Source organism: Geomonas ferrireducens (assembly GCF_004917065.1).
Lineage (GTDB): Bacteria > Desulfobacterota > Desulfuromonadia > Geobacterales > Geobacteraceae > Geomonas > Geomonas ferrireducens.
This window is the reverse complement of the sequence record NZ_SSYA01000002.1, coordinates 693,916-719,396: the sequence shown is the minus strand read 5'-3', so window position 1 is coordinate 719,396 and position 25,481 is coordinate 693,916. Positions and strand designations below refer to the sequence as shown.

General features: G+C 58.4%; 24 protein-coding genes and 2 tRNA genes. 21 read left to right on the top strand and 5 right to left on the bottom strand.

Annotated elements, in window-relative coordinates; translation table 11 throughout:
- Positions 1–174 precede the first annotated feature (174 nt).
- The 7 genes from E8L22_RS11965 to E8L22_RS11935 all read left to right on the top strand — a co-directional run bounded on the left by E8L22_RS11965 (position 175) and on the right by E8L22_RS11935 (position 8,066).
- The gene (locus E8L22_RS11965; protein ID WP_246044625.1) at positions 175–876 is read left to right on the top strand and encodes an outer membrane lipoprotein LolB; all 702 of its coding nucleotides are present in this window, start codon (positions 175–177) and stop codon (positions 874–876) included.
- 277 nt (positions 877–1,153) lie between these two features.
- Positions 1,154–1,438 (top strand): hypothetical protein, encoded by a 285-nt coding sequence (locus tag E8L22_RS11960; RefSeq protein ID WP_136525397.1) that lies wholly within the window; start codon positions 1,154–1,156, stop codon positions 1,436–1,438.
- 116 nt (positions 1,439–1,554) lie between these two features.
- Positions 1,555–2,619: an AI-2E family transporter gene (locus E8L22_RS11955; RefSeq protein WP_136525396.1), complete on the top strand. Its 1,065-nt coding sequence runs from the start codon at positions 1,555–1,557 to the stop codon at positions 2,617–2,619.
- The gene (locus E8L22_RS11950) at positions 2,619–3,575 is read left to right on the top strand and encodes a hypothetical protein (protein WP_246044681.1); all 957 of its coding nucleotides are present in this window, start codon (positions 2,619–2,621) and stop codon (positions 3,573–3,575) included. The genes E8L22_RS11955 and E8L22_RS11950 overlap by 1 nt, the downstream gene beginning before the upstream one ends.
- A gap of 48 nt (positions 3,576–3,623) precedes the next feature.
- Positions 3,624–4,322 (top strand): ABC transporter ATP-binding protein, encoded by a 699-nt coding sequence (locus E8L22_RS11945; RefSeq protein ID WP_136525395.1) that lies wholly within the window; start codon positions 3,624–3,626, stop codon positions 4,320–4,322.
- Positions 4,319–6,853, top strand: coding sequence for an ABC transporter permease (locus E8L22_RS11940; RefSeq protein ID WP_136525394.1), 2,535 nt, complete (start codon positions 4,319–4,321; stop codon positions 6,851–6,853). The genes E8L22_RS11945 and E8L22_RS11940 overlap by 4 nt, the downstream gene beginning before the upstream one ends.
- Before the next feature lies 1 nt (position 6,854).
- A complete protein-coding gene (locus E8L22_RS11935; RefSeq protein WP_136525393.1) occupies positions 6,855–8,066 on the top strand; it encodes a lipocalin-like domain-containing protein in 1,212 nt (403 codons plus the stop codon).
- A 92-nt stretch (positions 8,067–8,158) separates the two neighbouring features.
- Here E8L22_RS11935 and E8L22_RS11930 read toward each other — a convergent pair.
- Positions 8,159–8,234: transfer RNA gene (locus E8L22_RS11930), tRNA-Ala, on the bottom strand.
- 433 nt (positions 8,235–8,667) lie between these two features.
- On the opposite strand from E8L22_RS11930, the gene E8L22_RS11925 reads away from it, so the two are divergent.
- The 3 genes from E8L22_RS11925 to E8L22_RS11915 all read left to right on the top strand — a co-directional run bounded on the left by E8L22_RS11925 (position 8,668) and on the right by E8L22_RS11915 (position 13,201).
- The gene (locus tag E8L22_RS11925; RefSeq protein WP_136525392.1) at positions 8,668–11,589 is read left to right on the top strand and encodes an EAL domain-containing protein; all 2,922 of its coding nucleotides are present in this window, start codon (positions 8,668–8,670) and stop codon (positions 11,587–11,589) included.
- Between the two features lie 117 nt (positions 11,590–11,706).
- Positions 11,707–11,793: transfer RNA gene (locus E8L22_RS11920), tRNA-Leu, on the top strand.
- A 178-nt stretch (positions 11,794–11,971) separates the two neighbouring features.
- Positions 11,972–13,201 carry a tyrosine-type recombinase/integrase gene (locus tag E8L22_RS11915; protein ID WP_136525391.1) on the top strand — a complete coding sequence of 410 codons (1,230 nt, stop codon included), beginning with the start codon at positions 11,972–11,974 and terminating at the stop codon, positions 13,199–13,201.
- Positions 13,202–13,229: 28 nt separating this feature from the next.
- On the opposite strand, the gene E8L22_RS11910 is transcribed toward E8L22_RS11915, so the two are convergent.
- Positions 13,230–13,511: a helix-turn-helix transcriptional regulator gene (locus E8L22_RS11910; RefSeq protein ID WP_136525390.1), complete on the bottom strand. Its 282-nt coding sequence runs from the start codon at positions 13,509–13,511 to the stop codon at positions 13,230–13,232.
- A gap of 232 nt (positions 13,512–13,743) precedes the next feature.
- Here E8L22_RS11910 and E8L22_RS11905 point away from each other — a divergent pair, with 232 nt between their 5' ends.
- Positions 13,744–14,259: a hypothetical protein gene (locus E8L22_RS11905; protein ID WP_136525389.1), complete on the top strand. Its 516-nt coding sequence runs from the start codon at positions 13,744–13,746 to the stop codon at positions 14,257–14,259.
- Positions 14,252–14,953, top strand: coding sequence for a hypothetical protein (locus E8L22_RS11900; RefSeq protein ID WP_136525388.1), 702 nt, complete (start codon positions 14,252–14,254; stop codon positions 14,951–14,953). The genes E8L22_RS11905 and E8L22_RS11900 overlap by 8 nt, the downstream gene beginning before the upstream one ends.
- Before the next feature lie 239 nt (positions 14,954–15,192).
- Here the strand turns inward: E8L22_RS11900 and E8L22_RS11895 are convergent, their stop codons facing one another.
- The 3 genes from E8L22_RS11895 to E8L22_RS11885 form a co-directional block, all read right to left on the bottom strand.
- On the bottom strand, positions 15,193–15,579 hold the full coding sequence (locus E8L22_RS11895; protein ID WP_136525387.1) for a DUF6290 family protein: 387 nt from the start codon (positions 15,577–15,579) through the stop codon (positions 15,193–15,195).
- A gap of 301 nt (positions 15,580–15,880) precedes the next feature.
- Entirely contained in the window at positions 15,881–19,069 is a 3,189-nt protein-coding gene (gene mobF, locus E8L22_RS11890) for a MobF family relaxase (RefSeq protein ID WP_136525386.1), read from the bottom strand.
- A gap of 35 nt (positions 19,070–19,104) precedes the next feature.
- A complete protein-coding gene (locus tag E8L22_RS11885) occupies positions 19,105–20,448 on the bottom strand; it encodes an integron integrase (RefSeq protein WP_136525385.1) in 1,344 nt (447 codons plus the stop codon).
- A gap of 136 nt (positions 20,449–20,584) precedes the next feature.
- Between E8L22_RS11885 and E8L22_RS11880 the strand changes: the two genes are divergently transcribed.
- The 9 genes from E8L22_RS11880 to E8L22_RS11840 all read left to right on the top strand — a co-directional run bounded on the left by E8L22_RS11880 (position 20,585) and on the right by E8L22_RS11840 (position 25,416).
- A complete protein-coding gene (locus E8L22_RS11880; RefSeq protein ID WP_136525384.1) occupies positions 20,585–20,935 on the top strand; it encodes a hypothetical protein in 351 nt (116 codons plus the stop codon).
- Positions 20,936–21,102: 167 nt separating this feature from the next.
- Positions 21,103–21,426, top strand: coding sequence for a putative signal transducing protein (locus E8L22_RS11875; RefSeq protein WP_136525383.1), 324 nt, complete (start codon positions 21,103–21,105; stop codon positions 21,424–21,426).
- A 110-nt stretch (positions 21,427–21,536) separates the two neighbouring features.
- Positions 21,537–21,908, top strand: a complete 372-nt coding sequence (locus tag E8L22_RS11870) for a hypothetical protein (protein WP_136525382.1) — start codon at positions 21,537–21,539, stop codon at positions 21,906–21,908.
- 269 nt (positions 21,909–22,177) lie between these two features.
- Positions 22,178–22,585, top strand: coding sequence for a hypothetical protein (locus E8L22_RS11865; protein WP_136525381.1), 408 nt, complete (start codon positions 22,178–22,180; stop codon positions 22,583–22,585).
- A 78-nt stretch (positions 22,586–22,663) separates the two neighbouring features.
- Positions 22,664–23,101, top strand: coding sequence for a DUF4279 domain-containing protein (locus E8L22_RS11860; RefSeq protein ID WP_136525380.1), 438 nt, complete (start codon positions 22,664–22,666; stop codon positions 23,099–23,101).
- Positions 23,102–23,242: 141 nt separating this feature from the next.
- On the top strand, positions 23,243–23,704 hold the full coding sequence (locus tag E8L22_RS11855; protein ID WP_136525379.1) for a hypothetical protein: 462 nt from the start codon (positions 23,243–23,245) through the stop codon (positions 23,702–23,704).
- A 36-nt stretch (positions 23,705–23,740) separates the two neighbouring features.
- Positions 23,741–24,220 (top strand): hypothetical protein, encoded by a 480-nt coding sequence (locus E8L22_RS11850; protein WP_136525378.1) that lies wholly within the window; start codon positions 23,741–23,743, stop codon positions 24,218–24,220.
- Positions 24,221–24,294: 74 nt separating this feature from the next.
- A complete protein-coding gene (locus tag E8L22_RS11845; protein ID WP_136525377.1) occupies positions 24,295–25,059 on the top strand; it encodes a hypothetical protein in 765 nt (254 codons plus the stop codon).
- 144 nt (positions 25,060–25,203) lie between these two features.
- On the top strand, positions 25,204–25,416 hold the full coding sequence (locus tag E8L22_RS11840; protein WP_136525376.1) for a hypothetical protein: 213 nt from the start codon (positions 25,204–25,206) through the stop codon (positions 25,414–25,416).
- Positions 25,417–25,481: the final 65 nt, after the last annotated feature.

Here is a 25,481-nt window from a genome sequence, read left to right as displayed (position 1 = left end):
TTAACTGTTTTTAGAGGTTAGGCGCGCTAATAAACTGCAAATCCCCCTGTCCCCCCTTCGCAAAGGGGGGGACGCTTGGGCATGTCACTGCTCCAATGCTGCAGAGACGTGGTTCCTCGGGAAATTCCAGGACAAACCATTGCTAGGGGGCGCGGAATACTGGAGAGATTTATCGTGAACATCGTGTACCGTCGGACGCTTGGTCGTATCTTCCTTCTTTCACTTCTCGCAGTGCAGCTTTTCGGCTGTGCGACTGCCCGAAAACCGCTCACGGGGCTTATCCCGGGGCGTAGCGTCGAGACACTCCAGTCGTCGGTCAGCATAAGCGCTTCTTCGGCCGGGCGGAGCAGCGCGGGGCGCGGGTATCTAATCTACCAGGCACCCGACCTCTACCATTTGGCCATCCTTTCTCCCTTCGGCCAGACCATTCTCGAGGCCTTCGGCGGGAACGACCGCTTCACCTGCGTTGTCCCTTCCCGCCAGTTGGCCTACACGGGTGCCCTCTCGGAACTGCCCGAGGCGAGCGCGCTGAAGAGCATCCAGCTCCTCAGGTGGGTGATGGCTCCGTCTCCCGTGCCTCTTCCGGCTCCTCCCCGATACACCATGACCGACGCCGGGACGACCTATCATTTCGATCAGACAGGTATGCTCGAGAAAAAGGTCACCGCTTCCGGAAATGAGGTGCACTACGAGGGGTACCAGGCGGTGGAGGGGATCGCGTTCCCTGAAACCATCACCATCCGCGACGCTTCCGGCGCCGAGGCGCGCATCGTCTTCGATGAGCCGCAGCTGAACGCGCCGGTCGAGGAGGGGACGCTACGCCCCGATCTGACCGGCATGACTGTGCTGCCGCTTGCCGATTTCAAGGCGATGTGATCAGTCCGTGTTGACCGTGGCCGGTTCTTTGCCATAATTGAGCGTTCCTTTTTGCTTTCATCGCTCATTGAAACTTCGGTGTGCCTTTTGACGTGTGAATCGACTGGATTTGCCGCTTTTGCAGCTGAATTTGTCGGTGCGTTCAAAAACAAACTTTTAATTATTTCTCTCCCTTGCTATGCTTACTGACACAAGGACGATGTAAAGAAAGCAGACCGAACGCTTCCAGGCAACCTGATTCAGCTTGAACGGCAGCACATCTTTTAGGAGTCCCGTCATGACACACGCACGCCTTATCATCCTAGCGATCCTTATTTCCTCACTCACCGCCTGCGCCCTCTATGAAACAAAGCAGGCCCCGCCAAACCAGGTGGCACAGCCGAAGGAACTCTCAGTGCCGGTGGGGAAAAACTGGAAAGTGACCGAAGAGGCGCCTGCCCTCGGCAACGAGCGTAACGAGCGTCCTTCCTTCCAGACGGAGCAGTCGGTGCAGCCTGAAGGGGTGCAGCGTCCGGCGGCACCGACCGACGAGAAGGGGCGCAAAATAGAGACCACCCGCTGAGGCCCGTTTGATGACGCGCCGCAGCGGGCACACCAACCTGCGGCGCGAACGTCCACGCGGCGTTTCCCGATTTTCCTCGCAGTCCCGACACTACCTGCACCTTCAAAGGGAGACCGATGGATAGAAAAACTTACCTAAGCATCCTGGCGGCGCTAGCCACGGCAGGCGCCGTCGTTCTTATCGTGCTGCTCGCCGTTCCTGTCCTGAAGCCCATCGCCTGGGCGCTCATCATTGGCATCGCCACCATGCCTCACTACCATCGGCTGCTGCGCCTTTTAAACGGGCGCGAAGGGCGCTCTGCGGGGCTCATGGTGCTTGCGGTTGCGGTCTGCTTCGTTCTCCCCGTTACCGCACTGGTGGTGACCGCCGCCGTCCACGCCCCGGACTGGTACCAGCAGGCGGAGCAGCTTTTCAGCACCATCGCCAGGAGCGGGAGCACTGCCATCGGCCAATTCCCCTTCGCCCAGAATATCATGGCCCTCGTCGATCGTTTCGGCGTCGATCTGGCCGCCATCGGGGGGAAGGTCGCCACCAGCAGCTCCGGCATCATCTTGGGACTTGCCGGAGATCTCGCGCGCAACATGATGAGCTTCCTCGGCACCCTGCTCATCGCCCTGTTCATCCTCTTCTTTGTCTACCGTGACGGTGACCGGTTCGTTTCCATCTGCATCGGCAGGCTCGCCCCTGATCCCCGTAAGGCGCAGCAGTTCGCCGGCGAGGTCCGCTCCATCACCACGGCGGTTGTTGTCGGCACCGTCCTTACCTGTGCCTCGCAAGGGGTGCTTGCCGGCGTTGGGTACTGGGCGGCCGGCGTCCCCGCACCGATCTTTTTCGGGACTCTCACCGCGATAGCGGCGCTGGTTCCCGTGGTCGGCACCGGAGTCATCTGGGTTCCTGTGGCGGCATTCATAGCGCTCGGTGGATCCTATCTTGCGGCGGCGCTTCTCGCGGCCTGGTGCATTCTCTTCGTCGGTTTTGCCGACAACGCTATTCGGCCCCTCGCCATCGGCGCCTCCAGCGACATCTCCACGCTCGCCGTGGTCCTCGGAGCTCTCTGCGGGGTGGTCAGCATGGGGATTTTAGGGCTGATAGTCGGCCCGGTGATCTTCGCCGTCCTTTTCTCCATGTGGGATGATGCGGTTTCCAATGTGGAGGCGGCCGACCAGGGGGGGATCCCGTGATGTGGACGCTGGTGGGGGGCGATAAAGGGGGGTGGCACATGGGTATGGCTGGACGTTTTCAACGGGTTTGCCTTGTCGCTGTCGTCTTGTTTGTCGTCGCGTTCCTGTACGGCACCGGTTGGGCTGCGGACACGGAGCAGACCGGGGAGCACGCGCTCCTCGCCAAGTACGGTGAGATCAAGACGAAGCTCGACAAGAATCAGTTCGGCGCACCCATCTTCCTCGAGTCGAAGGAGGGGCATGATTCGGTTCGGGTGGACATGTATGGCATCTTCCATTTCCCCTTCGAGGTGGTGCGCGACGCGCTGCAGTCCCCGGCGGCGTGGTGCGAGATCACTCCGCTGCATATCAACATCAAGGCGTGCATTTACCGTAAGGTAAAGCAGAATGCCCAGCTAACCCTCTACAGTGGCCGCAAGTACTTCCAACCCCCCTCCGACGCCTATCCGCTGAAGCTCTCCTTCAAGGTCGCGGCAAGCCAGCCCCAGTACCTCGAACTGAACCTCGTGGGGGACGAGGGACCTCTCGGAACGAAGGACCACCGGATCGGGGTCCAGGCGGTGCCGCTTGACGGGCAGAGGACTTTCCTCCATTTCAGCTACACCTACAGTCACGGCACCATGGCGCGCATGGCGATCAAGACCTACTTCGCGACACTCGGGCGCGACAAGGTCGGCTTCACCATGGTGGGGCAAGAGGGGAAGCAGGAGTACATCGAAGGGGTGCGCGGCGCGGTGGAGCGAAACACCATGCGCTACTACCTCGCACTGCAGACCTATCTGGAAACCATGAAGTATCCCGAGAAGGAACGCTTCGAGCAGCGCCTCAGCCGCTGGTACGACCTGACCGCGAAATACCCCCGTCAGTTGAAGGAGATCGACAAACCGGCTTACCTCAGCAACAAGCGCCTGGAGCGGGCCCAGCAGGAGGCCCTTCAGTCCAAAGAAGGGAACTGAGGCAGGAGCGATGCGACACGCTTCGATGCGACCCCGGGGATGGGTGTGATGGCAGAACCGATTGTTGAACTGCAGGGGATCGGCAAGAGCTTCGTCGAGGGGGACCGCGAGCGCGTGGTCTTTCGCGACGCGGAGCTCGCCATCACGCCAGGAGAATGGGTGTTTCTCCTGGGACGGAGCGGTTCCGGGAAATCCACCCTCTTGAACCTGCTAAGCGGCATCGATCTCCCCGACCGCGGCGAGGTCCTGATCGAGGGGCGTGCGCTGAACCGCATGAGTGAGCGGGAACGCACCCTTTTCCGTCGCTACCATATCGGCTTCGTCTTCCAGTTCTACAACCTGATACCGACCCTCACCGTTCTCGAGAACATCCTCCTTCCCCTTGAACTTTCCGGCCAGCTCACCGAATTGCACAAGACCCGTGCCCGCGAGCTCCTTGACGCCGTAGGCCTTGCCGACCGCGCGGGCGCCTTCCCGGATCGTCTCTCCGGCGGAGAACAGCAGCGCGTCGCCGTGGCCCGAGCCCTCGTGCACGAGCCGAAACTGGTGCTTGCCGATGAACCGACCGGAAACCTGGATGCGGACACGGGGCGCCAGGTGCTCGACCTTTTCCAGCGTCTGCTCAGGCCTTCGGGGACCACGCTCGTCCTCGTGACGCACAGCGGCGAGGTGGCCGCACTTGCCGACCGCGTGCTCACCATCAGAAACGGGGTGCTGGTCGAGGCCGAGGCGGGTACCCGGTCATGATCCTTTGGCGTGCCGGGATGCGCAACGTCATGCGGCACCCCTGGCTTGCCGTCCTCGCCGTGCTTGGGGTCGCCCTCGGCGTAGCCGTCGTGACTGCGGTGGACCGCGCCAACGAATCCGCCCAGCGCGCCTTCCGCATCGCCGCCGAGACCGTCGCCGGACGTGCGACGCACCAGATCGTGGGCGGCCCGACCGGGCTTCCCGAGGATCTCTACCGTCGCCTCCGCGTCGAACTTCGTTTGCGTGGTGCTGCTCCCGTCGTGACCGGCCACCTGCAGCTCTCCGGCGTTACCTTCCAACTGATCGGTATCGATCCCTTCTCCGAACCGCCCATTCGCTCCTTCTCCTCGCGCTTCACCGACAAAGGCGTCCTCACCGACCTGATGACCAGGCCCGGTGCGGTGCTCATGCTGCGCGAGACTGCTGCGGAGCGCCGTTTGACGCGCGGAGCCCGTTTCCCTGCCGCGGTCGCCGGGGCGAAGCGCGAACTCCACCTCGCCGGGTTCCTCGAGCCTCCCGACCCCGTGAGCCGGGCAGCACTCGCCTCGGTGCTGGTCTGCGACATCGCTACGGCCCAGGAGCTTTTGGGGCAGGCCGGACGCCTCTCCCGCATCGACCTGGTGGTTCCGGAAGGGGAGGGGGGAGAGGTGATGCTCCGTCAGGTGCGGTCCGCGCTCCCGGCCGGGGCGGGCATCGTCCCCGCCGGTGCGAAGGCCGGTGCGCTGGACCGGCTGACGCGCGCCTTCCGGCTCAACTTGACCGCGATGAGCCTCCTTGCCCTTGTCGTCGGGATGTTCCTGATCTACAACACGATGACCTTCTCGGTGATACGCAGGCGGCGCCTGATCGGGATGCTGCGGGCCCTGGGCGTGAGCCGTGCCGAGGTCTTCTCCATGATCTGCGTGGAGGCGCTCATCATCGGCGTCGCCGGTACAGTGGTCGGCCTCTTCGCCGGTTTTCTGCTCGGCTCTGAGCTCACCAGGCTTGTCACCAGGACCATCAACGACCTCTACTTCGTTACCGAGGTGCGCGGTGCGCCGCTTCTGCCAGGCACGTTCGTCAAGGGCGCCCTGCTCGGCGTGGTCGCAACGCTTGCCGCGGCCGTCCCGGCAGCGTTGGAGGCGACTTCCGCGCCGCCGCGCGCCGTGCTTTCCCGTTCCGTGGTCGAGTCGCGTCAAAGAAAAAGGGTGCCGCGCGCGGCCGCTTTCGGAGTCTTATTGCTCCTGTGCGGCGGCGCTCTTCTTCTTTTCGAGCATGGAGGCATAGTCGGCGGCTTCGTCGGGCTCTTCATCCTCATCATCGGGTACACGCTGCTCGTTCCCGCCGCCGTGCTGCTTATCACCTCGCTGCTTCTCCCTCTGGTCACCCCATTTCTCGGCTCCATCGGCAGGATGGCTGCACGCGGCGTGGCGGCTTCGCTTTCCCGTACCGGGGTTGCGACGGCCGCGTTGGTCGTAGCGGTCGCGGCCGGTATCGGCGTCGGCATCATGGTGGGGGGCTTCCGCCTTACCGTGCAGAACTGGCTGCACGATTGGCTGCAGGCCGATATCTACCTCACCTCCGCCGATCGCGGTGGCGGGCGCTACCGTCCACCGCTCGACCCCGCCTTGGTGCACCGCCTCTTGTCGCTTAAGGACAAGGCCCAGGTTACCCTTTCGCGGCGCGTACAGATCGAGGGGGCGCAAGGGGGTACCGAGATCTTCTCGGTCGAGGTACCTGAGCGCACCTTCGCGCGCTATCCCTTCAAGAAAGGGGACCCTGCGCAGATATGGGGGCGCTACAGCCGCGGAGAGGCGGTTCTCGTTTCCGAGCCTTACAGCTACCGTCATCACGTGGGACCCGGTGACAGCGTCACCCTTCGCACCGCCCGCGGTCCGAAGCGCTTTCCGATCGCAGGCATCATCTACGACTACGGAAGCGATGCGGGCATCGTCATCATGAGTCGGCGCGCCTACGTGGATAACTTCAAGGACGAAAGCGTCGACGGCATGTCCTTTACCGCCTTGAAGGGGATGCAACCGGAGCAGCTGCGGACCATGGTGCTTGAACAGGTGCGTGGGGAGGAGGTGACCGTGATCTCCAACGGCGAGCTCCGCCGGGCTACCGTGGAGATTTTCGACCGCACCTTTGCCATCACGGGCGTCTTGCGCATGCTCACCATGCTGGTCGCCTTCGTGGGGATACTCTCGGCCCTCATGGCGATGCAGGTTGAGCGGGCGAGGGAGCTGGCCGTGATGCGTGCGGTGGGGCTCACTCCGGGGCAGGTCTGGGGGGTGATTTGCGGCGAAACCGCGATCATCGGCACCATCGCCGGTGTTCTCTCGTTGCCGCTTGGGATCATAGAGGCGCTGGTGCTCATCTACGTGATTAACCTGCGCTCCTTCGGATGGACCATGCAGTTTGCGGTGACGCCTGGCGAACTCGCGGAAGCGCTCCTGCTTTCCCTGAGCGCCGCCCTTATCGCAGGGATCTACCCGTCCTTAAGGATCGCACGCACTTCTCCCGCGCTTGCGCTCAAGGAGGAGGACTGACATGCGCCGTGACGCCGGAAGTTTCAAGGTCTGGTGGAAGCGCGCCTTTTGCGCCGCTCTCCTCGTGCTTGCGGCGCTTCTTGCCCTTCGTCAGACCCAGAACCGGACCAGGGGCGCTCTTGAGGAAGGCGGGCTCAGCGTGAGCCAGGCGCTCGGGGGGAGTGCCGATCCCGGTTACTTTAGAGCGGAGAAACCACGGCACTTCACGTTTCCGGCGGACCACGGGCCGCATCCGGGCTTCCGAAACGAGTGGTGGTACTTCACCGGCAACCTGACCGGAGCCGACGGGCGCCGTTTCGGTTACCAACTCACCTTTTTCTCAACCGCTCTCACCCCTCATGCCGCCAAAAGGGGATCAGCCTGGGGTGCCAACGACGTATTCATGGCCCACTTCGCGGTCACCGACGTCAACGGCAAACGCTTTCATTTTGCCGAACGCTTCAGTCGTGCTGCGCTCGGGCTTGCCGGGGCCGCCGGTGACCCCTTTGCCGTGCATCTGGAGGACTGGAGTGCACGGCAGTTCAAGGCGGGCCCGTGGGGCGTGCGCCTTAGCGCCGCGGACCGCGACATGGCCATAGACCTCGATCTCACCGCCGTTAAACCTGAGATCTTGAACGGGGAGGGGGGGCTCAGCAGGAAGAGCGCCACCCCGGGCAATGCCTCGTATTACTACTCGGTCCCGAGACTGTCTACTGCCGGCGTCATCCGCGTAGGCGGGGAGCGCTTCACGGTGCAGGGGCTTTCCTGGCTGGACCGGGAGTGGAGCACCTCGGCGCTTGAATCGGGACAGGTCGGGTGGGACTGGTTCGCCCTGCACCTTGACGACGGCCGGGACCTTATGTTTTACCAGTTAAGGCGCCGCGACGGCAGCAGCGATCCTTTCTCCGGCGGCACGCTTGTGGCGGCCGATGGCGGCACCAGGACGCTCAGGCGGGAAGAAGTGCGGCTTGAAGTCGCATCCTGGTGGACCAGCCCGGAAAGCGGTGCGCGCTATCCTGCACTCTGGAGATTGCGCGTCCCCTTGGCACACCTCGCACTGGAGGTCGTGCCGAGGCTTCCGGACCAGGAACTCAGAACAGGTTTCCGCTATTGGGAGGGGGCTGTGGCGATCAAGGGACTGCAGGGAAGCCCGAACGGTTCGGGTTATCTGGAGATGACGGGTTACCGGGTTGGTGAGGGCGATACGGGGCACGCAGGAGAAGACGAGCGATAGGATTGATTGCAGCTTGTGGAATGGGAGGTGTTGACCGGACGGTCCTGAAACGAAAAAAGGACTTAGGAGAGTCCTAAGTCCTTTGTAAATGATGGTGGAGCTACGCGGGATCGAACCGCGGACCTCTTGAATGCCATTCAAGCGCTCTCCCAACTGAGCTACAGCCCCATCTAAGGAGCCATGTTTATAGCAAACGGCGCATGGGGTGTCAATAGATAATTTTCCACTGATTGCAAAAAAGAATTTCTTGTTCAGCCGCTCTGGTCGCGGCTTCACGGTGAAACTCCTCGTCAGGAACTCTGTATCTTATAGTGCTCGCGTAATGTCCTAGGTCTCGAACTTAAAGAGATATCCGCACCCCGGACATGCTTTTACAGGTGTTCCGAACCAGCTGGTTCGATTCTCCCTATACAGTCTCAGCCAACGCTGCCGATAAGGGTTGGTAACGTGCCGGTTGCATGCGATGTGGTAATGCGATAGTTTTGACTGGCAAGCGTAAGTATCGGTCCTAAAAATTCCCACCATGCGAAACAGTAGTCGTCCACAGACCCTTTCTCATGTTGCCGGCCGAACACTCTTAACACCCGGGAGACAGGCTTAGGTGAACCAACTGCAACAAATACTCTTCTTCAGAACCAGCAACGTCAACATCATCAAAATCAGGGGGATGGTTACCGCCATTGTCTGGACCCTCCTCATAGCGGGTGCGGCGGCCTGGACCGAGCATCAGGCGCGTCGGCAGGCGCTCCAGCTTGCGGAGACCGAGGCCAGGATTTCCCTTGCGAAAGACCTGGCGTTCAGGAAATGGGCCTCAAAACGCGGCAACATGTACCTGCTGCAAGGGCCGCTCGTCACCCCCAGCCCCTTTTTGAACCACGTCCCCGACCGCGACATAAAGAGCACGGAAGGGCAAGGGCTGACCCTGAAAAATCCCGCCATGATCATGAACGAGATAACCGGGGAGGCGCCGCAACTCTACGGCGTGCGGACCAGGATCACCTCGCGGCTGTACCTGAACCCGGTGGACGCCCCGGACGCCTGGGAGCAGACCGCCTTGTTCATCGTTGAGGGGACTCGTGAGGATTACCACGGTCTCGTCACTATCGATGGGAAGCCGCATCTGCGCATGATGCAGCCCATGATCATGGAGCAATCATGCCTTAAATGCCACGCCTGGACCGGCATCAAGGTGGGAGAGCTTCGTGGGGGGACCGACGTCTCCATCCCGCTTGAGCCTTTTTATGCTGCGGCGCGGGCGCAGACGCAAGGTGTCCTGGTGAGTTACGCGGCTCTCTGGTTTCTGGGGCTTACCGCCATTGGGTTCATCACCTGGCGCACCATGGTTCTCGAAGTCGAGCGTTGCGACCGCGAGGCCCAGATGGGCGAGAAGAACCTGCAACTCGAGACCGAGGTGACCGAGCGAAAGAACCTCGAGAACGAACTGCGTCACTCCCACCGGTACCTGCTGAACATCATCGACTTCATGCCCGACGCGACCCTCATCATCGACAGGGAAGGGCGCGTGCTGGTCTGGAGCCGTGAACTCGCCAGACTCACCGGCGTTCCGTCCGATACCATGATGGGGAAGGGGGACTACGAGTATGCTCTTCCGTTCTACGGCCAACGGCGGCCGATGCTGGTCGACCTCGTTCTTAACCCGAACGTCGATGTGGAGGAACAGCACTACGAAGGTTTCACCCGTAACGGCGACATAGTGCACGGCGAGTGCTTTGCTCTCGGGCTTGGTAACGATCCCGCCTATCTCACCTCCTCCGCCTGCGTGCTGCGCGACAGCAAAGGCGAGGTGATCGGCGCCATCGAGTGCATCCGCGACACCTCCGACCAGATGAAGGCGCAGAGACGGATTAAGCTGCTGGCGAAGATTTTCAATGAAAGCGGTGAGGCGATCGTCATAACCGACAGCGAGAACCGCATCATCGAGACCAACAGGGCGTTTGAGCAGTTCACGGGATACGAACGGGAGGAGGCTCTCGGCAAGAACCCGAGGATCTTGAAATCCGGGGTGGAAGACAAGACTTTCTATGAGACCATGTGGCGCTCCATCCTGGAGACCAACTACTGGCAGGGAGAGATCTGGGATAAGCGCAAGGACGGCACCCTTTATCCCAAGTGGCTCACCATCACGGCGATCCGTGGGCGAGGCAACCTGATCACCAACTACTTCGCCTCCTTCTCCGACATCACGCAGCGTAAAGAGGCGGAGCGGCGCATCGAGCAGCTAGCCCACACCGACACGCTCACCTCGCTTCCGAACCGGCACACCCTGGTTGAGAGGCTCTCCCAGGCCCTCGAACAGGCGAAGCGCGGCACGCACCAACTGGCCGTCTTCTTCGTCGACCTGGACCGCTTCAAAACTATCAACGATACGCTGGGACACCACGTAGGCGACCTGCTGCTCAAAGAGGTGGCCGCAAGGCTCAAGAGCTCCTTGCGCGCGGAAGACATCGTGGCCCGTTTCGGGGGCGACGAATTCGTCGTGGTGCAGCCGCAGATACGGTCGCAGATCGAGCCGGCGCATCTTGCCGAAAAGATCCTGCAGACCGTCTCAGCGCCGTATTTCCTGGACAACAACACGGTGTACACAAGCCCCAGCATCGGCATCAGCGTCTTCCCGCACGACGGCACCTCGGTATCCGAGCTGTTCAAGAACGCCGACATCGCCATGTACCATGCGAAGGCGGCCGGCAGGAACACCTACCAGATGTTCACCCGTGAGATGCACACCGCCGCGCGGCAGAGACTTGCCATGGAGAACAACCTGCGCAGCGCCATCACTAACGACGAGTTTGTACTGCATTACCAGCCACAGGTGGAGGCGGCTACCGGCAAGGTCGTCGGTTTCGAGGCGCTCGTGCGCTGGCTGAGCCCGGAGGCGGGACTGGTTTCACCCGACCGGTTCATCTCCATCGCCGAGGAGACCGGCCTCATCCTCGAGATTGGCCGGCATGTCTTTGAGATGGCGTGCGAACAAGCCGCGAAGTGGAAGAAAGCCGGAGTGCCGTTCGAGAAGATCAGCGTCAACCTTTCTGCGCGGCAACTGCAGCAGCCGGACCTTCCCGAGATGCTTGCCACCATCATGGCGCGCTACGAGGTCGAGCCGGGCATGATCGAGCTGGAAGTGACCGAGAGTATGACCATGGAGCGTCCGGTGGAAAGTATCAGGATCCTCGGTGTCCTGAAGAGCATGGGGATAGACCTTGCCATCGATGATTTCGGCACAGGATATTCCTCGCTGAGCTATTTGAAGCTCTTCCCGGTCGACAAGCTGAAGATAGATCGTTCCTTCGTGAAGGACATCGAGATAGACCCGGATGATGCGGCCATCGCGTCGGCGACCATCGCCATGTCGCATTCTTTGGGTAAAAAAGTGGTGGCGGAGGGGGTGGAGACCGCGGCACAACTGGAGTTCCTGGTAAAACACGGCTGCGACATCATACAGGGATACCTTTTCAGCAAGCCTCTTTCAGCAGACGATGCCGTTGAGTATCTCAACACTATTTGAGGGGGAGGGAAAGCAAAAGAAGTTGGTATTGCTGGCAAAGTGACTTGACCAGTCTTCTTTTTACTGATATAAGGTTGGTCTCTTTTCGCAAGAGGTATTAGAAACCGCTTCAAAAATGCCGGAGTGGTGAAATTGGTAGACGCACTGGACTCAAAATCCAGCGGGGGCAACCCCGTGTCGGTTCGACCCCGACCTCCGGCACCATCCTAATGTACAGCAAGATACGATAAAGCGAAAAAGCACTGTGAAATCAGGGCTTTTTCTTTTTGTCGATCCAGCCAGATCTATTAAAATCCACCTCAAGCCACGTTTTTTGGGTATATTTTTGGGTATATGCGAGGGTAGTCCGAAATCGCATATACCCAAAATGGAGGTAAACCCAATGCCCAAGCGGATCGCGCCACTTTCCGACCTGCAGGTGAGCAGGGCGAAAACCCAAGGTAAGCAGGTTACGCTTTTTGATGGCGGTGGACTGTTCATCGTGCTCACCCCGGCTGGCGGTAAGCTGTGGAGGTTCAAGTACCGCTTCGGCGGTAAGGACAAGCTTCTTTCCCTCGGGAGCTACCCGGAGATCTCCCTGGCGGAGGCGAGGTCGAAGTGGGCGGTGTTCAGGAAACTCCTCGCCGAAGGCATAGACCCCGCCGAGGCTAAGAAGGCCGAACAGGCGGGCAAGGCCGCAGCGGCGGGGAGCACATTCGAAACCGTCGCGCGCGACTGGCACCGGCGCTTCAAATCCCAGTGGTCAGCCGGACACGCTGAACAGATCATGAGACGCCTGGAGCAGGACGTTTTTCCTTGGCTCGGGACGCGCCCCATCGGCGAGATAAAGGCGCCGGAACTGTTGACCGTCCTGCGGCGAATCGAGGCGCGATCTCTCGAAACGGCGTTCAGGGTGAAGACCGCTTGCGGTCAGGTTTTTCGCTATGCCGTCGCCGAAGGGCGTGCCGAACGGGACCCGGTTGCCGATCTGAGGGGGGCGCTGCCTCCGGTGAAAAACAAGAACTTCGCCGCGCCCACGGACCCCAAAAAGGTAGCGCCGCTGCTTCGTGCCATCGACGGCTTCGAAGGCTCCTTCGTGGTCAAATGCGCCATGCAACTGGCACCTCTTCTCTTCGTCCGCCCTGGCGAATTGCGCCACGCGGAATGGTCGGAAATCGACCTCGAGGCGGCTGAGTGGAACATCCCCGCCGCCAAGATGAAGATGGGGGTGCCCCATCTTGTCCCCCTGCCGCGCCAGGCAATAGAGATCCTGAAAAGCCTCCATCCCCTGACCGGGCACGGCAAGTACGTCTTTCCGTGTTCGCGCTCGTCTCAACGCTGCATGTCCGAGAATTCGGTCAACGCCGGACTGCGCCGCCTCGGGTTTGAGAAGTCCGAGATCACCGGACACGGGTTCCGCGCCATGGCCCGTACCATACTTGACGAGGTGCTGCAGGTCCGTCCCGAACTGATCGAACACCAGTTGGCGCACCAGGTGAGGGACCCGTTGGGCCGCGCCTACAACCGTACCTCCCACCTTGCCGAACGGCGCAAGATGATGCAGACTTGGGCGGATTACCTGGACGGCTTGAAGTCAGGAGCCAAGGTGCTGCCGCTCAAGAGGGCGAACTAAGCTGTAGGGCGCGGCGCTGTCGTTTATGCTATGTGGCCTGCCGGTCCCGGAGGGCCCGGATCACCTGAACCGGCCAGGCCGCTATTCGCTCCGAAAGCTTCACCGGCTTGGGATAGATCCCCTTCTTGATGCCGGCATACCATCCGGCGCGGCTGATTGGGAAGAGCGGGGTGATGGCGGGCCTGGCCGTTCTCGGTCCCCGGCCTGTTTTCCTGTTGGTGGCGGCCTGTTCTTCTGTCACTTCCCTCTGTCCGATGATCTGGTGCAGCCTCACGTACCCGTCACCGGGCAACTCGTTCCTGGCGTTCATGGCGACCTCCTCGATACGTTTTCCCTCTTGTTTGATCCGGGGAGGCAGCGGCTGTTTCCCGTGCCATGTCTTCTTTAGCTTAAAATATGCCAATGGTAATGCTGTGAATTTGCTAATGCTGTGAGTCCGTATGACACGAATCTGCTCCGAGAAAGTACATGCACCTGTTCAACGCCGGTACACCGGCAATAAGTGCTTGCACGATTCGCGAATCGCGAATAGAATATACGGCATGAACCTTAAACCCCAAGACATCGTCATCCTTCTCAAGCTGGTCGTGCTTGACGACCGCCCATGGTCCTTCAGCTCCGTCGCCGTCGAACTGGGCATGAGCCCTTCCGAAGTGCACGGAGGCGTCCAGCGCGCCGCAGCCTCCAGGCTGTACGACCCGAACAGGAAGGTGCCCATTTTGAGGTCCCTGCTGGAGTTCCTGGTTCACGGTGTCAAGTACGCTTTTCCGCCTGAGAGCGGACGGCTCACTCGCGGCGTCCCGACCGGGTACGCCGCACCGCCGCTTAACCGCCTCATCGCCCAAACCGACGACCCGCCGCCCGTCTGGCCTTTCGCCGAGGGGAGTGTCCGTGGTTTCGAGTTCGCCCCTTTGTACCGCTCCGTGCCACAGGCCGCCGTCAAAGATGAGGCCCTCTACGAACTGCTAGCACTTGTGGACGCGATCCGCGACGGCAAGGCCAGGGAGCGTGAACTCGCCGTGCAGGAACTCACCAGGAGGCTGATCCCGCATGAATAGAACCGTCGAAACCAACCTCGCCATGATCCGCCGGGTCGCCTTCCGTCTGGGCCGACTCCGTGAGCGGGTGGTGTTCTTGGGGGGCGCCGCCACGGCACTGCTTATCACCGACAGCGCAGCCCCGGACGTTCGTTTCACCATGGACGTCGACGTGATCGTAGAGATTGCTACCAGGGGGGATTACTACCGTTTGTCGGAGGATCTTCGCGCCGCCGGTTTCACCGAGGACGCCAGCGAAGGTGCGCCGCTGTGCAGGTGGCAGGTGGACGGGATAGCCCTCGATGTCATGCCCACGAACGAAGAGATCCTCGGCTTCAGCAACCAGTGGTACCCCGACGCCCTGGTGAACGCTACCACCCAAAGCATCAGCGAGGAAATGACCATCCGGGTGGTCACCGCACCCTATTTTCTTGCCACCAAGATCGAAGCATTCCGCAACCGGGGGAAATGGGATTTCTTCGCCAGCCACGACATGGAGGACATCATAACCCTCCTGGACGGGCGGCCGGAAATCGTGGAGGACGTCACCTCCGCCCCCGAGGATGTAAAGGAGTTCCTGGCCGGAGAATTCGCAAGATTCCTGAAGCATCGCTCCTTTCTAGATGCCCTTCCAGGCCACCTGCTGCCCGATGCGGCAAGCCAGCTTCGAGTCCCGATCCTGCTGGAAAGGATCAAGGCGATAGCCAGATTGTGATGCGGAATGCCGCTCGCGAAGCAGACTCATGGAACTGGCACTTGGCGGCAAAAGCTCCCGGAGCGGAAGGAAAGCGGCGCAGAGAGGGGAGGGGAGCGTGGTACTCCCGCCTTAAGAATGGCCGGTTCGGAGGGGGACGGAGTAGCGCAAGCGAAGCCGTATCCCGGCAGAACGGGCCGGGACCGGCTGAAGCTGCCGGTGTTTCACAACCGACTGCTTTGGTCCCAAGGATCGTCTCGCTACCTGTTCCGTGACAGGAAAGAACTCCAGCTTGGACCCGATTGTTCCCGCTTCGAAAGAGCCTCCCTGATCTCCGCCAACTGCCCGGAAAGCCCCCTGAGAACCTGCTCGATCCCAGCCAGCTTGGCATCCACCGTCGGTTCCCGTACCGGCTCCCGGGGAGAGGACTCCTCCGCAGTTTCGGACAACCTTTCCACCGCTGCCGAGAGTGCTGCGACCCTCTCCGCAAGCCCGGAAACCTGATCGAAAGTGGCGGGAGTTCCCAAGAGGTTCCGGGGGAAAAGCCGGTCCCGGATCAGCTCCGAAACGCTCACTCCCGCCTCCTCCGCCTGCCGCCGTAAAAGCTCCTTTTCTTCCTCTGAAAGCCGCAGCGAAACCTTGTCCATAGGCCGTCCGACACGCTCCTTTAGTTGTGCTACGCTGTGCTACATTTTTGGCCCCAGCGGGACCGGTGTCAATCCGGACGCTTATGCCTTTTTTTGAGGATGCCTGGCGCCAGGCGTGGCACCGCGTGGTACCGCGCAACACGCTGAAATGACGAGGCTTGCCGATGTCCGACATTTTAGCCCCCGTCAGGGGGCTGCATGAGGTGTGAAAGAAAACATCAGCCGAGCGGAGCGAGGCCCGCCGTGGCCTGCACGATCCGCGGCGATGGCATTGGAGACGCCACCACGTGGACAAGGAAACTCACTCCCCGAACCCGTGTCCGAACCCCTTGGGAGGTTTAAGCTCCAGCTCGCGTCCCGGACCCTTCTGAACCGGTGCGATCTCCCGTGCCGGTGCAGGTATGTTGAGAGGCTTGGACATGGAGGCGAAATCCTTCTCCGCTTGCCTTCGCACTTTGACCGCCTCCGGTCCGCGCACGGCATGTTCCATCTCCCTGACCTTCTCTCCGAACTCCCGGACCGTTTCGTGAAGCTTGTTTTCTTTTGCCGGAAGCTTCTCGCCGTAGCTCGCCCTGGTGAGTGTGGTGGTCTTCTCGTCGACCGTCTCCACGGCACGCGAGAGCCCCTCGACCGAGTTGGTGAAGACGCGGGTGCCGAACTGGGCGCGGGTCAGCGAGACGTTGAGGGCGTTGAAACTCGTCCTGCCGTACAGCGCCTCCGGCGCCTCCACATCGATCCTGGAGAAGAGAGGCGTCTTCGGCTCGGGGACGGGGGCGTACAGGATCGAGTGCTCCACGGTGCTCCCCTGGCTCTTGTGCACCGTGACCGCGTAGCCGTGGTCCAGGTGCCGATACCGGGCGAGGTCGATCTCCACGTTGCGGTCCCCGAGGTCGACGAGCGCGCATCCCTTTTCATCCAGCTCCCTGATCACCCCCATGGCCCCGTTCTGCAGGTCGAGCTTCGCGTCGTTCTTCAGGAGAATGACGCGGTCCCCCACGGAGAAGTTCCTCTCCTCTTCACGGTACAACCTGGTCTTCCCCGCCATCTCGGCGGCCGAGAATTCCTTGGTCACCGTGCGAGACAGGTCCCGGCCGTCGCGCTTCCTGGTGTGGAAGGAGTAGGTCACCTGAACCATGTTGCGCTCCCGGTCGAGCCCGGTCACCTGCGCCTCGGTGTTGAGCCGCGTCCCCCAGCGCTCCATCTGGCCATCCTTTCCCCTCTCTCCGCTAAAGAGCACCGTGTCTCCGACCTGGTACCCTTCCACCGTCACCCCCTGGCGCACGGGTGCGAGTACCGCGAAAGTATTCCCATCCATGATCTCGCCGGACAGGACGCGCGCCTTTCGGATCTCCAGGTTGAGTTCCCTGCGCGCCGCGTTGGTGGTGGTGAGAAGGATCACCTGCTGCGACCTGCCTGCCGCCTCCCGCTCGGGGAAGTGCGAAGGCTTGCGGCTCTCCTCCAGGTAATGCTCCACGACCGCCTTGCGCAAATCCAGCGGGTCGGCGATTTCGACCATCTCGCGCCTTTTTTCCAGAAAGTCCAGGGCCTCCCGCGCGTTGCTGCCGAAGGGGCGGTCCTCCCGGTTCAGCCCGCGCGCGATTTCCAGAAGCCCCGGGTCCCTCTGCCTCAAGATCTCGGTCAAGTGCGCGTAGTCGATCTCGCGCCTCTCCCCGAGCTCCCTCAAGGGGGCGAGCAGGTTTCCCGCCTGGATCCCCTGCATCTGTTTCGAGTCCCCCAAAAGGTGCAGCTTGACCTGTGCGCCGCTTTTCTGCAGCTCCTCGACCACGTCGAGCAGCCGCTCCGTCTGCCTCGCGCCGAGAAAGCCCGCCTCGTCCACGCGGATCACCACCTGGGTCCCATGCCCCGTCGGAATGAGAATTTTCTCACCCCTTACCACTACCATTGGCGGCTCCCCGTTTTGCCTCTGTAGGGCGAATTTGGAAGCCGGATTGGCATTTTCGAAACTCGAGATGGTGCAGGCGGATTTTCCGGTGGCAAGGGAGAGTTCCCGGGCGGCCTTCCCGGTGTAGGCGAGGTTGATCGAGAAGTGCACCTCCCCGTAGGGGCGCAGCACCTGGTCGTTGAAACGCTCCACCAGCTTCAGGGTGGATGTCTTCGCGGTGCCGGGGTCTCCCAGGGAGAAGGTGATCCCCTGTTTCCCGGTCAACTCGTTGAGCACCTCGGCTGTCTGGCCGGCCGTGAATGGCCGGCCCTGTTCTTCCGCAACCCGGTCCAGCAACCAGCTGACGCTGGTGGGAGCGATGGTGCTCTGGAAAGAGGGAAGGGCCCTGATTCGCTCGAGGTTCCGGGCCTCGAGCTCCAGCATCTCCTTCGTGCTGTAAAACTCCCTGCCGCAGGTGTCATGGCCGACTTTGAAGACGCCTTCCGTCCCGCCATCGATTGCGGCATCCAGCTCCGCCACCGAGTGCTCTCCGCCAGAGATGCGCACGGCCTGATCGAGGAGCCTCGCCCGGTCCACCACCGCTTCCCGGTCGGTCAGGTCCCGAACCGCCAGCGCCACCACCTTGTGGGCGTCGGGCCCCTCGTGCCGCACGGCGAGCCCGTGTTCCCTTTCCAGCTCGAACCGGGCCCCCTCCATGGATGTCCCGCAGGCCTTGAAGCCCCCCTCGAAGTACCGGGTTAGCTCGTCCTTGGTAATGGCGCGCTTCGGGTCTCTGGTCTCCAGCGCCGCCATCTCGTACAGCCTGGCATGGGGCACCCCGGCGAAAAGCCCCTCCGCCTGCCACTTCTCCACCTGATCGTCGATCTGCTTGCGCCTGGTGGAGAAGTGATCGATAAGAGCGGGATCGATCCCCTTCAACTCGATGTACATCTGGGCGCGATCCTGGATGGTCACCTGGAAGCCGCGCTCGGTGAGTTCGTGCGCGAGGGCCTGCCGGTACAGACGCCCTAGCAACTTCTGGTTCTTAAAGAAGAGGTCGGTGGTATTGGCCCTGAAGCTGCCGTCCGGAGTCCGAACCGCGTTCACCACGAAGACGTGCGAGTGGAGTTGCGGATCGATGTTCCTCGAGGTTGCGTGGTCGAACTTCGCGGCCACCAGCTCACCACTGTGGGCCCGCTCATCCTTCCGGTAGTGGCAGTAGTGTTTTTCCACATGATCGAGCACCGAGAGCACCGCCGCGTCATGCGCCTCCTTGAGCCCCTTCACCCCGGCGACGTAGGCGACGGAAACGGACTTGGGGGCGGAGAAGGTGGCGTCGTTTCCCGCCCGCCGGATCTCGACGACCTCCGAGGTCTTCGGGTCGCGACCATGCCCCGCAGCGACCAGCTGTCCCCCGTCCGGCGCTTCTCCACGGCACAGAGCCTTGAAATCCTCCGGGCGGACAGGACCGGCAAGTCCGAGCGCCCGGGCTCCTTTGCCGCACCAAAGGCTGCTTCCGGGTTCCTCTGCTCCCCCCAGGTAGTAGTCCTCCCTGGAGAAGTATCCTGCGGCGTGTCCTGCGGTCATCCCTCTGCATAGGGTCATCATGGCGTTGCTCCCGCGTCCGCTTTTCAATCCTGCGGCTAAAGGTCGAGTGGGCTTCTCGGTTCCTTGACCGTCCTCACCGGTACGCAATGCGTGTAGATCATGGTCGTCTTCAGGCTTGCGTGCCCCAGGAGTTTCTGTATCACGCGTATGTCGTAGTTTGCCTGCAGTAGATGGGTGGCGAAGGAATGGCGGAAGGTGTGGGCGGTGACCCGTTTCGGGATCTTCGCGCTGCGCACGGCAAGTCGCAAGGCCTCCTGTAGCTGTGTCTCGTGGAGGTGGTAGCGTCGCCGCTCTCCGGTCCCTGCTACCACCGTTAGCGACGATTGCGGGAAGAACCACTGATGAAGGAACTCCTTGGCTGCCTTCGGGAACTTCCTTTCCAGCGCATCGTCCAGAAACACGCCATGGTATCCTTCGGATAGGTCCAACTCGTGCTGCCTCGCCACCAACTCGATCTGTGCCCTTAGCGCTGGGAGCAGGGCTTGTGGCAGAGGCACGGTCCGGTCCTTATTTCCCTTTCCGTGCACGGTGAGAAGGCCTACGTCGAAGTTGAAGTCTCCGACCCTGAGCTGCAACCCCTCGAAAAGCCGCAGGCCACAGCCGAACAATAGCCCCACCACGAGCCGGTAAGGGGAGGGGAGCTTATCCAGGATGGCATCGATTTCGGCCCTGGAGAGTACCATCGGTACGTAAAGGGATTTTTTCGCCCGAGGCACCCCGCGCAACTCGCCGAACTCACGCTTCAAGGCGTGACGGTAGAGAAACAACAGTGAGTTGAAGGCCTGGTTCTGGGTTGATGCAGCGACATGGCACTTCACGGCGAGGTGGGTGAGATATTCCTTAACGTCCTCCGTTGACAGCTCTTCCGGTGGCTTGTTCTTGAGAAAACGCTGGAATTGGCGCGACCACTTCGCGTATGTCTTCAGGGTTTTCCGTGAATAATGGCGCACCTTGATCTCACCGGCGAGCCGTGCCAGTACTTCGTCCCACTCAGGGGAACATGACGTTACCTCATACCCTGCTTCACGGTACTGAGAGGCCCTTGCGAAAGACGGTAGGATGGAAGGCTGCTGTTCAGGAGGTCGCAGCGGGGAGCCCGGCAGATCCGCAGTTGAATGGATCGGTCGCTGCATGTCGTGGTAGAGAGAAACGGCATAGGCCGCCTGGCGTCGGTATTTGTCTGGCTGCTTTTTTTCGCCGAGCTTCGCCAGAAAGAGGCGGCCCCTCTCTGCCTCTGCCCCGTTGATGGAATACTTCGAGCAAAAATCGAGATAAAATCGGAGCCACATGATGTAATAGGTGTGCTCCTCAACCGGGACACCTCGGCATTCGAGAGTCTCGACATACCGTTGAACAAGCTTCTCTGACAAACGTATCATGGTTTCCCCCTGGCTCTCGGCCCTTCACAGATTATTGCAAGATGCTAATATTTCAACGAGAAATTTTACATTGATCGGGGCTAACCATGCGTGTTAAGTTGCAGCAATATTTTGAGCAGCCCCAGCGGAGGCGTTCATGCTCAAGAACATGAAGACGCAGACCCATCTGAAGCCGGGACAGAAGGGCACAAAACGGCTGGTCGCTGAATACGGTCAGTCGCTGGTGTGTGTTCGCTATCGATACGACAAGGTCAGACGAGTCAGGCTGAAGACCATCGAGATCATCGTGGAAGAAAAGGCCTGGCCCTTAGCCCCCGAGCATGGGGATGGGAACATAGTTGCTTTGCGTGTGGCATACGCGGAAAAGGCTCTCCGTGCCAAACTGAAAGCCATAGGTGCCAAATGGGACCCGGTCGAGAAGGTATGGCGTGTTCCTATCAGTTCAGTCCAGGGGACAGAATTGGAGGCGAGGATTCAGGATGAGTAGCTGCCATACCAATGTGAAGACATCGAGGCCGTTTCTAATACTAAAGTTGCTTATATAGGGAACCAGTATTTGTTACCTATATAGGTAACAAGTACCTTATATAGGTAGCCGCTATCCTATATAGGTAACTTTTCTAACCGGTCAATAACAAGTTGGACAGGAAAAGAATGATAAAAATTTACTCCCCCAAAGATGAGCTTCAGCTCGCAATGATCCGCGGCCTCCTCGATTCCGAAGGAATTCAGTATTTCGTGTTGAATGATAACTTTGGTTCTATGCGGGTAGGACCCCAAATTGATCTACTGAACAAGAAGACGATAATGGTTGCTCCAGAAGATGCCGAACGCGCTAAGGAGATCATTTCGAGCTTGGTTGAATCGGACCTTCAAGACGATGGAAAACCCGGACATTACGCCATTGGCCAGAAGTTCAGAATGGTTATTGAAGCAATGCTTTTTGGCTGGTTCGTACCGGGAAGAAAGCGGAAATAAGTCAGCAAATAGGGTTTGTGGCGCGACATTGGCACTGGCACTGACGATTCCCAACCACACGGCTGGACCGGTTCGGACCGGTCAGCCGCAACCCGTTAGCTGGAGATGAAATGAACCATGATGAAACAATCGAATTAGTTTGCAGGATGGCACTGGAGTTCGAGAATCGAGGCAACATTTCGATGGTCGGCCTTATAAGAAAGTCTGGATACCCGGCAATTCACGACCAAATCACAGAAAATGAATTTTCAGAATATTTTCGCAATCATTCAGAACTCATAGAGACATGGCTGGCGGAGTCAGACAATAAACGCACAAGCTCTGGTTGGTACATAAAAGAACCGGGAGATAGCTTCACAAAAAGCAAACAATGGGTCGTCGGCTTTTATCCAAATGGCGAGACCAGGGAGTTTCATGAAGCAGCAGAAGCTTGCGGCTTCTATTTGAAGATGGAAGCCGAGGAGATTAGGAAGATCAGCTAACCACGTCCATAGACGCCGACCGCCCGAAAAAACTGGGCGGGCGGGTCATGGCCGACCCCGTTGGATAGAGGGATGAAATTTATTAAATCCATCATTCTGGTCGCGGTCGTAGGAATGGCCCTGGCGACGGTAGCTGTATCTATGTATGTAAATGACAAGCTCACTTTTTATGTGACTGGGCAAGTCAAAGACTACAGAGGCAAACCTGTGCCATCAGCAACAGTTGTAGCAAGCTTAGGCCTTGACTGTTAGGCAAAGAAAAAACTAAGATGAAAATCAGAATAGAACCAAAAACCTGGAAAGATGTCTTAACCGTGATCGTACTAGCGATCATTCCGTCGTTTGCAGTGATGCCCTTTGAGAAGTACATTCCTGAAACGATTATCCAGATAGTGAGCCACCATTCCTCAACATTCGGATACCTATTGCTTTGTTACGAGGCGAAGGAAGTGAAAATAAAATATCTTGCCGCAGTCGCTGTTATTGTCTGGCTGATAATGATGGCCACTTACTCGATGATGTTTTGGCACTTAATAGGCAGCAAATATACGATCAAAGGCATTATCGCGGGTGGATTTCTGTCGGAGGCAGTATCAGTAGTTGCGGGGAGTCTATTGTTCGTTGCGGGAAAAGAACTGAGATACTACTACAAATACTATCTGAAAGACTCAGCCTAACCAGGCCCTTAGACGCCGACCGTGGCTGAGAGGCGCCCCGGGCGGGTCAAGGGCGCGAGCCGTTGGCGAGGGAAGAACATGAACTTCGATGACGACTATCCTACCTGCGAAGAAACATCTGCGGTCCTGAGGATTTTCTCCGACGAAATCGATCCGAGAGAAATAACGGAACTTCTCGGAGTGGAGCCGTCGTCCATACAGATAAAGGGAGAGAGAAAGTACCCGAATAGGGCCGAATACATAAATAAAGAGAATGGATGGTTTCTCCACAGCGAGGACAATGTTGAATCCAAGGACTTGCGAAGACACCTCGATTGGCTCCTGAGCAAGATGAACAACTGCCACAGTCAATTAAGGGAGTTAGCAAGCAAAGGAGCCGAGATAACAATTTTCTGTCCATGGCGATCCGCGTCTGGTCATGGTGGGCCAACGATGGACCCACAACAGATGAAAGTTCTAGGCGATTTAGGCATTGAGGTTGTTTTTGAGTTTTGGGTCTGCGATGACAAAGAATAAGGACCATCGGGGACGTAGGGAACTAATGTAACTTGCTAGTGTGGCAGGTACGGAAGGACTGATTCCAACCAAGGAGTTGGACCGGTCCAAAACCGGCCGGTCAACTTCCGCCGTTGAGCAGAATAAACAATGAGAAGCAACATGTCATTCCGAAAGGTTCTGAAAATTATTGCGTTCGTAGTTGCAGGATTGGCAATTTGCTATGCCTGTAGCGTCTTTGGTTACCTTCAAGGATATGTTGACGGCAGTAATGCCCCAGTAAATGCCTGCTACAACGTGTCCGTATTGGAGTCCATCCGAAGTGGCGACAATACAATTGCTATCAAAATGTTAGACACACAGTTGGATGCAAACATTATCTATCATTGGACACTTAAAAATCGAGGCAGATCAATATTTGATGTGATGGGCTTTGGTCAATTCGACAAAGGTTTCATGGAGTGCGTTGCATCTTACCGGAAACATTTGCCACTAAACGATTCAAATAAAGAAATTAATGACGCCATTGCAAGCGTCCTTCATCAGTATTCAAGCGGCAGGACAAAAAAGAAACACGGAAAGCTCAACCAGGAAGATGCACCGGGCCAAAAAGCCGCCCGGTGATCTCCCGGTCCGTTGGCCAGATATAAAAGAGAAAATATGATTCGCAGCATTATTAATTCGTTATGCATGGGTTGCGGATGTTCACTAGTAGGACTTCTATGCGGCCTTGTCGTCAGCAGCTATGCAATAGGAAACGGATGGAGTGACTTTTGGGTATATGCGGCAGTGACTGCATTTCTAACTGGCTACGCTGCGTGGTGGTTATTGATTGAAAAAAGGCCTCATTTATTTCTTGAAGTTGAAGGTAAGTTGAGAAGTGGAGTGTTTGTTGGCGCAATTGCAGGATTCGTCGGACATTACATTTGCTGGTATGTAATTATCCTTTCAAGGAACATCTGTTACTGGTTTACTGGTGGTTGCCTCAGTTCCCTGGGTGATCCGCCTATAAATCCTATATATGCCATTGTCGGAGCACTACCATTAACCCTCTGGAGCTTGTTATTTTTTGGAATCATCACAGTTCCTGCTGGTGCCATTGTTGGCGCTGTCGTGGCTAAAATTACAATAAAGGAATAGCTTCAAAGGCCAACAAGGAAGATGCACCGGACTGAAGCCGCCGGTGATCTCCCACTACGTTGGCAGGAGATACCATGAATGGCAAGCTGATGCTCTCAACAGGTTTATCGCTAGCCTTACTATGCGCAAGCAGTCCATCAGCCATGGCCGGATCATCTGAACTAGCTATTCCGATTCCCTTTCACCCTTCGAATTCGAGCTGCAGAGATTTTCTTCGACGCAATCATATAACGGATATCCGTGACTGTGACATCTCCGAAACGGGGAATTTTGGCACTATATCAGACCGCACATTCTACTACGTGATTTATTGTATTATCCCGGCTTATTCTTCGGAACCTGGTAAGTGCGGAGATGAATCATTTCCTGGACGGTATTACCGCAAACGGGGAATCGGTATTTTTGTGCAGGAAGGGGCAGAAAAGCATACAAGACTTTTTCTTGAGCGTGGAGACCCAGATATTGGCATGTATTTGTATCAGAATCCAGCCATTGTAAAAAACACATTTGGAACTTTCCTGCATGTACCGATTGGGGTGGATGGAACTGGGAACTTCAACGAGAGTGAGTATTACATCTGGGACAGCAAAAGTGCCACCTGGAAGATGCTTGATACGACAAGCTGGATTAGCGAGTTATCGGAAAGACTCCCTGCTGGTCTAACCATCAATAAAGGCATCTGGCCAGACATAGACGCGATGATAGCAGAAACGAGTTTGTACAAGGAAAACGATGGAAATTGCTGTCCTACTGGTGGAACTGCGGTAGTTAAGCTCACTCTAGAAGATCTTCGTTTTAGAATCCAATCAGTAAAGTTTAAAAAGTACGTAGAGCAGTAGTGTAATAAGGGTACAGGCTTCTTTTACCACCCCAGACTGCGAAGAGGATAGCCAACCACGTCCTTAGACTCGGTCGGCTGACGCCGCCGGTCAATGCCGCCCCCGTTGGCACGTATTTCTGGTAATCCATAACAGGAGTTGCAAATGAAGGCTGAGTCGCATGGATCTTTGGTGGCAGGGGTAAGCTTGCTATTGATCGGTATCCGAATTCTACAAAGCGGCAGTTTTTATTTTAGAGGTATTGATTTAATGTTTTCCAGGTCAAAGTATATCTCAAGCAGTATATTCCTTCTTTGCGGGATCTTACTGATTGTAGGTTCGTTTGCCGATAAAAAGACTAAAGAGGATCTGAAGTAGTTGTCCAAGGGACAACGGGGACAGTGGTAGGTTGTGTAAATAGTTAACGATGGCAAGTTGCCAAC

Excerpts from the sequence above, each read along its gene's own strand:
- E8L22_RS11855 (WP_136525379.1), top strand. The coding sequence starts at position 23,243 with ATGTCATTCCGAAAGGTTCTGAAAATTATTGCGTTCGTAGTTGCAGGA.
- E8L22_RS11940 (WP_136525394.1), top strand. The coding sequence starts at position 4,319 with ATGATCCTTTGGCGTGCCGGGATGCGCAACGTCATGCGGCACCCCTGG.
- E8L22_RS11955 (WP_136525396.1), top strand. The coding sequence starts at position 1,555 with ATGGATAGAAAAACTTACCTAAGCATCCTGGCGGCGCTAGCCACGGCA.
- E8L22_RS11870 (WP_136525382.1), top strand. The coding sequence starts at position 21,537 with ATGAACCATGATGAAACAATCGAATTAGTTTGCAGGATGGCACTGGAG.
- E8L22_RS11865 (WP_136525381.1), top strand. The coding sequence starts at position 22,178 with ATGAAAATCAGAATAGAACCAAAAACCTGGAAAGATGTCTTAACCGTG.
- E8L22_RS11910 (WP_136525390.1), bottom strand. The coding sequence starts at position 13,511 with ATGAACGCCAGGAACGAGTTGCCCGGTGACGGGTACGTGAGGCTGCAC.
- E8L22_RS11945 (WP_136525395.1), top strand. The coding sequence starts at position 3,624 with ATGGCAGAACCGATTGTTGAACTGCAGGGGATCGGCAAGAGCTTCGTC.
- E8L22_RS11900 (WP_136525388.1), top strand. The coding sequence starts at position 14,252 with ATGAATAGAACCGTCGAAACCAACCTCGCCATGATCCGCCGGGTCGCC.
- mobF (WP_136525386.1), bottom strand. The coding sequence starts at position 19,069 with ATGATGACCCTATGCAGAGGGATGACCGCAGGACACGCCGCAGGATAC.
- E8L22_RS11935 (WP_136525393.1), top strand. The coding sequence starts at position 6,855 with ATGCGCCGTGACGCCGGAAGTTTCAAGGTCTGGTGGAAGCGCGCCTTT.
- E8L22_RS11905 (WP_136525389.1), top strand. The coding sequence starts at position 13,744 with ATGAACCTTAAACCCCAAGACATCGTCATCCTTCTCAAGCTGGTCGTG.
- E8L22_RS11860 (WP_136525380.1), top strand. The coding sequence starts at position 22,664 with ATGAACTTCGATGACGACTATCCTACCTGCGAAGAAACATCTGCGGTC.
- E8L22_RS11850 (WP_136525378.1), top strand. The coding sequence starts at position 23,741 with ATGATTCGCAGCATTATTAATTCGTTATGCATGGGTTGCGGATGTTCA.
- E8L22_RS11960 (WP_136525397.1), top strand. The coding sequence starts at position 1,154 with ATGACACACGCACGCCTTATCATCCTAGCGATCCTTATTTCCTCACTC.
- E8L22_RS11840 (WP_136525376.1), top strand. The coding sequence starts at position 25,204 with ATGAAGGCTGAGTCGCATGGATCTTTGGTGGCAGGGGTAAGCTTGCTA.
- E8L22_RS11845 (WP_136525377.1), top strand. The coding sequence starts at position 24,295 with ATGAATGGCAAGCTGATGCTCTCAACAGGTTTATCGCTAGCCTTACTA.
- E8L22_RS11885 (WP_136525385.1), bottom strand. The coding sequence starts at position 20,448 with ATGATACGTTTGTCAGAGAAGCTTGTTCAACGGTATGTCGAGACTCTC.
- E8L22_RS11915 (WP_136525391.1), top strand. The coding sequence starts at position 11,972 with ATGCCCAAGCGGATCGCGCCACTTTCCGACCTGCAGGTGAGCAGGGCG.
- E8L22_RS11950 (WP_246044681.1), top strand. The coding sequence starts at position 2,619 with ATGTGGACGCTGGTGGGGGGCGATAAAGGGGGGTGGCACATGGGTATG.
- E8L22_RS11880 (WP_136525384.1), top strand. The coding sequence starts at position 20,585 with ATGCTCAAGAACATGAAGACGCAGACCCATCTGAAGCCGGGACAGAAG.
- E8L22_RS11875 (WP_136525383.1), top strand. The coding sequence starts at position 21,103 with ATGATAAAAATTTACTCCCCCAAAGATGAGCTTCAGCTCGCAATGATC.
- E8L22_RS11895 (WP_136525387.1), bottom strand. The coding sequence starts at position 15,579 with ATGGACAAGGTTTCGCTGCGGCTTTCAGAGGAAGAAAAGGAGCTTTTA.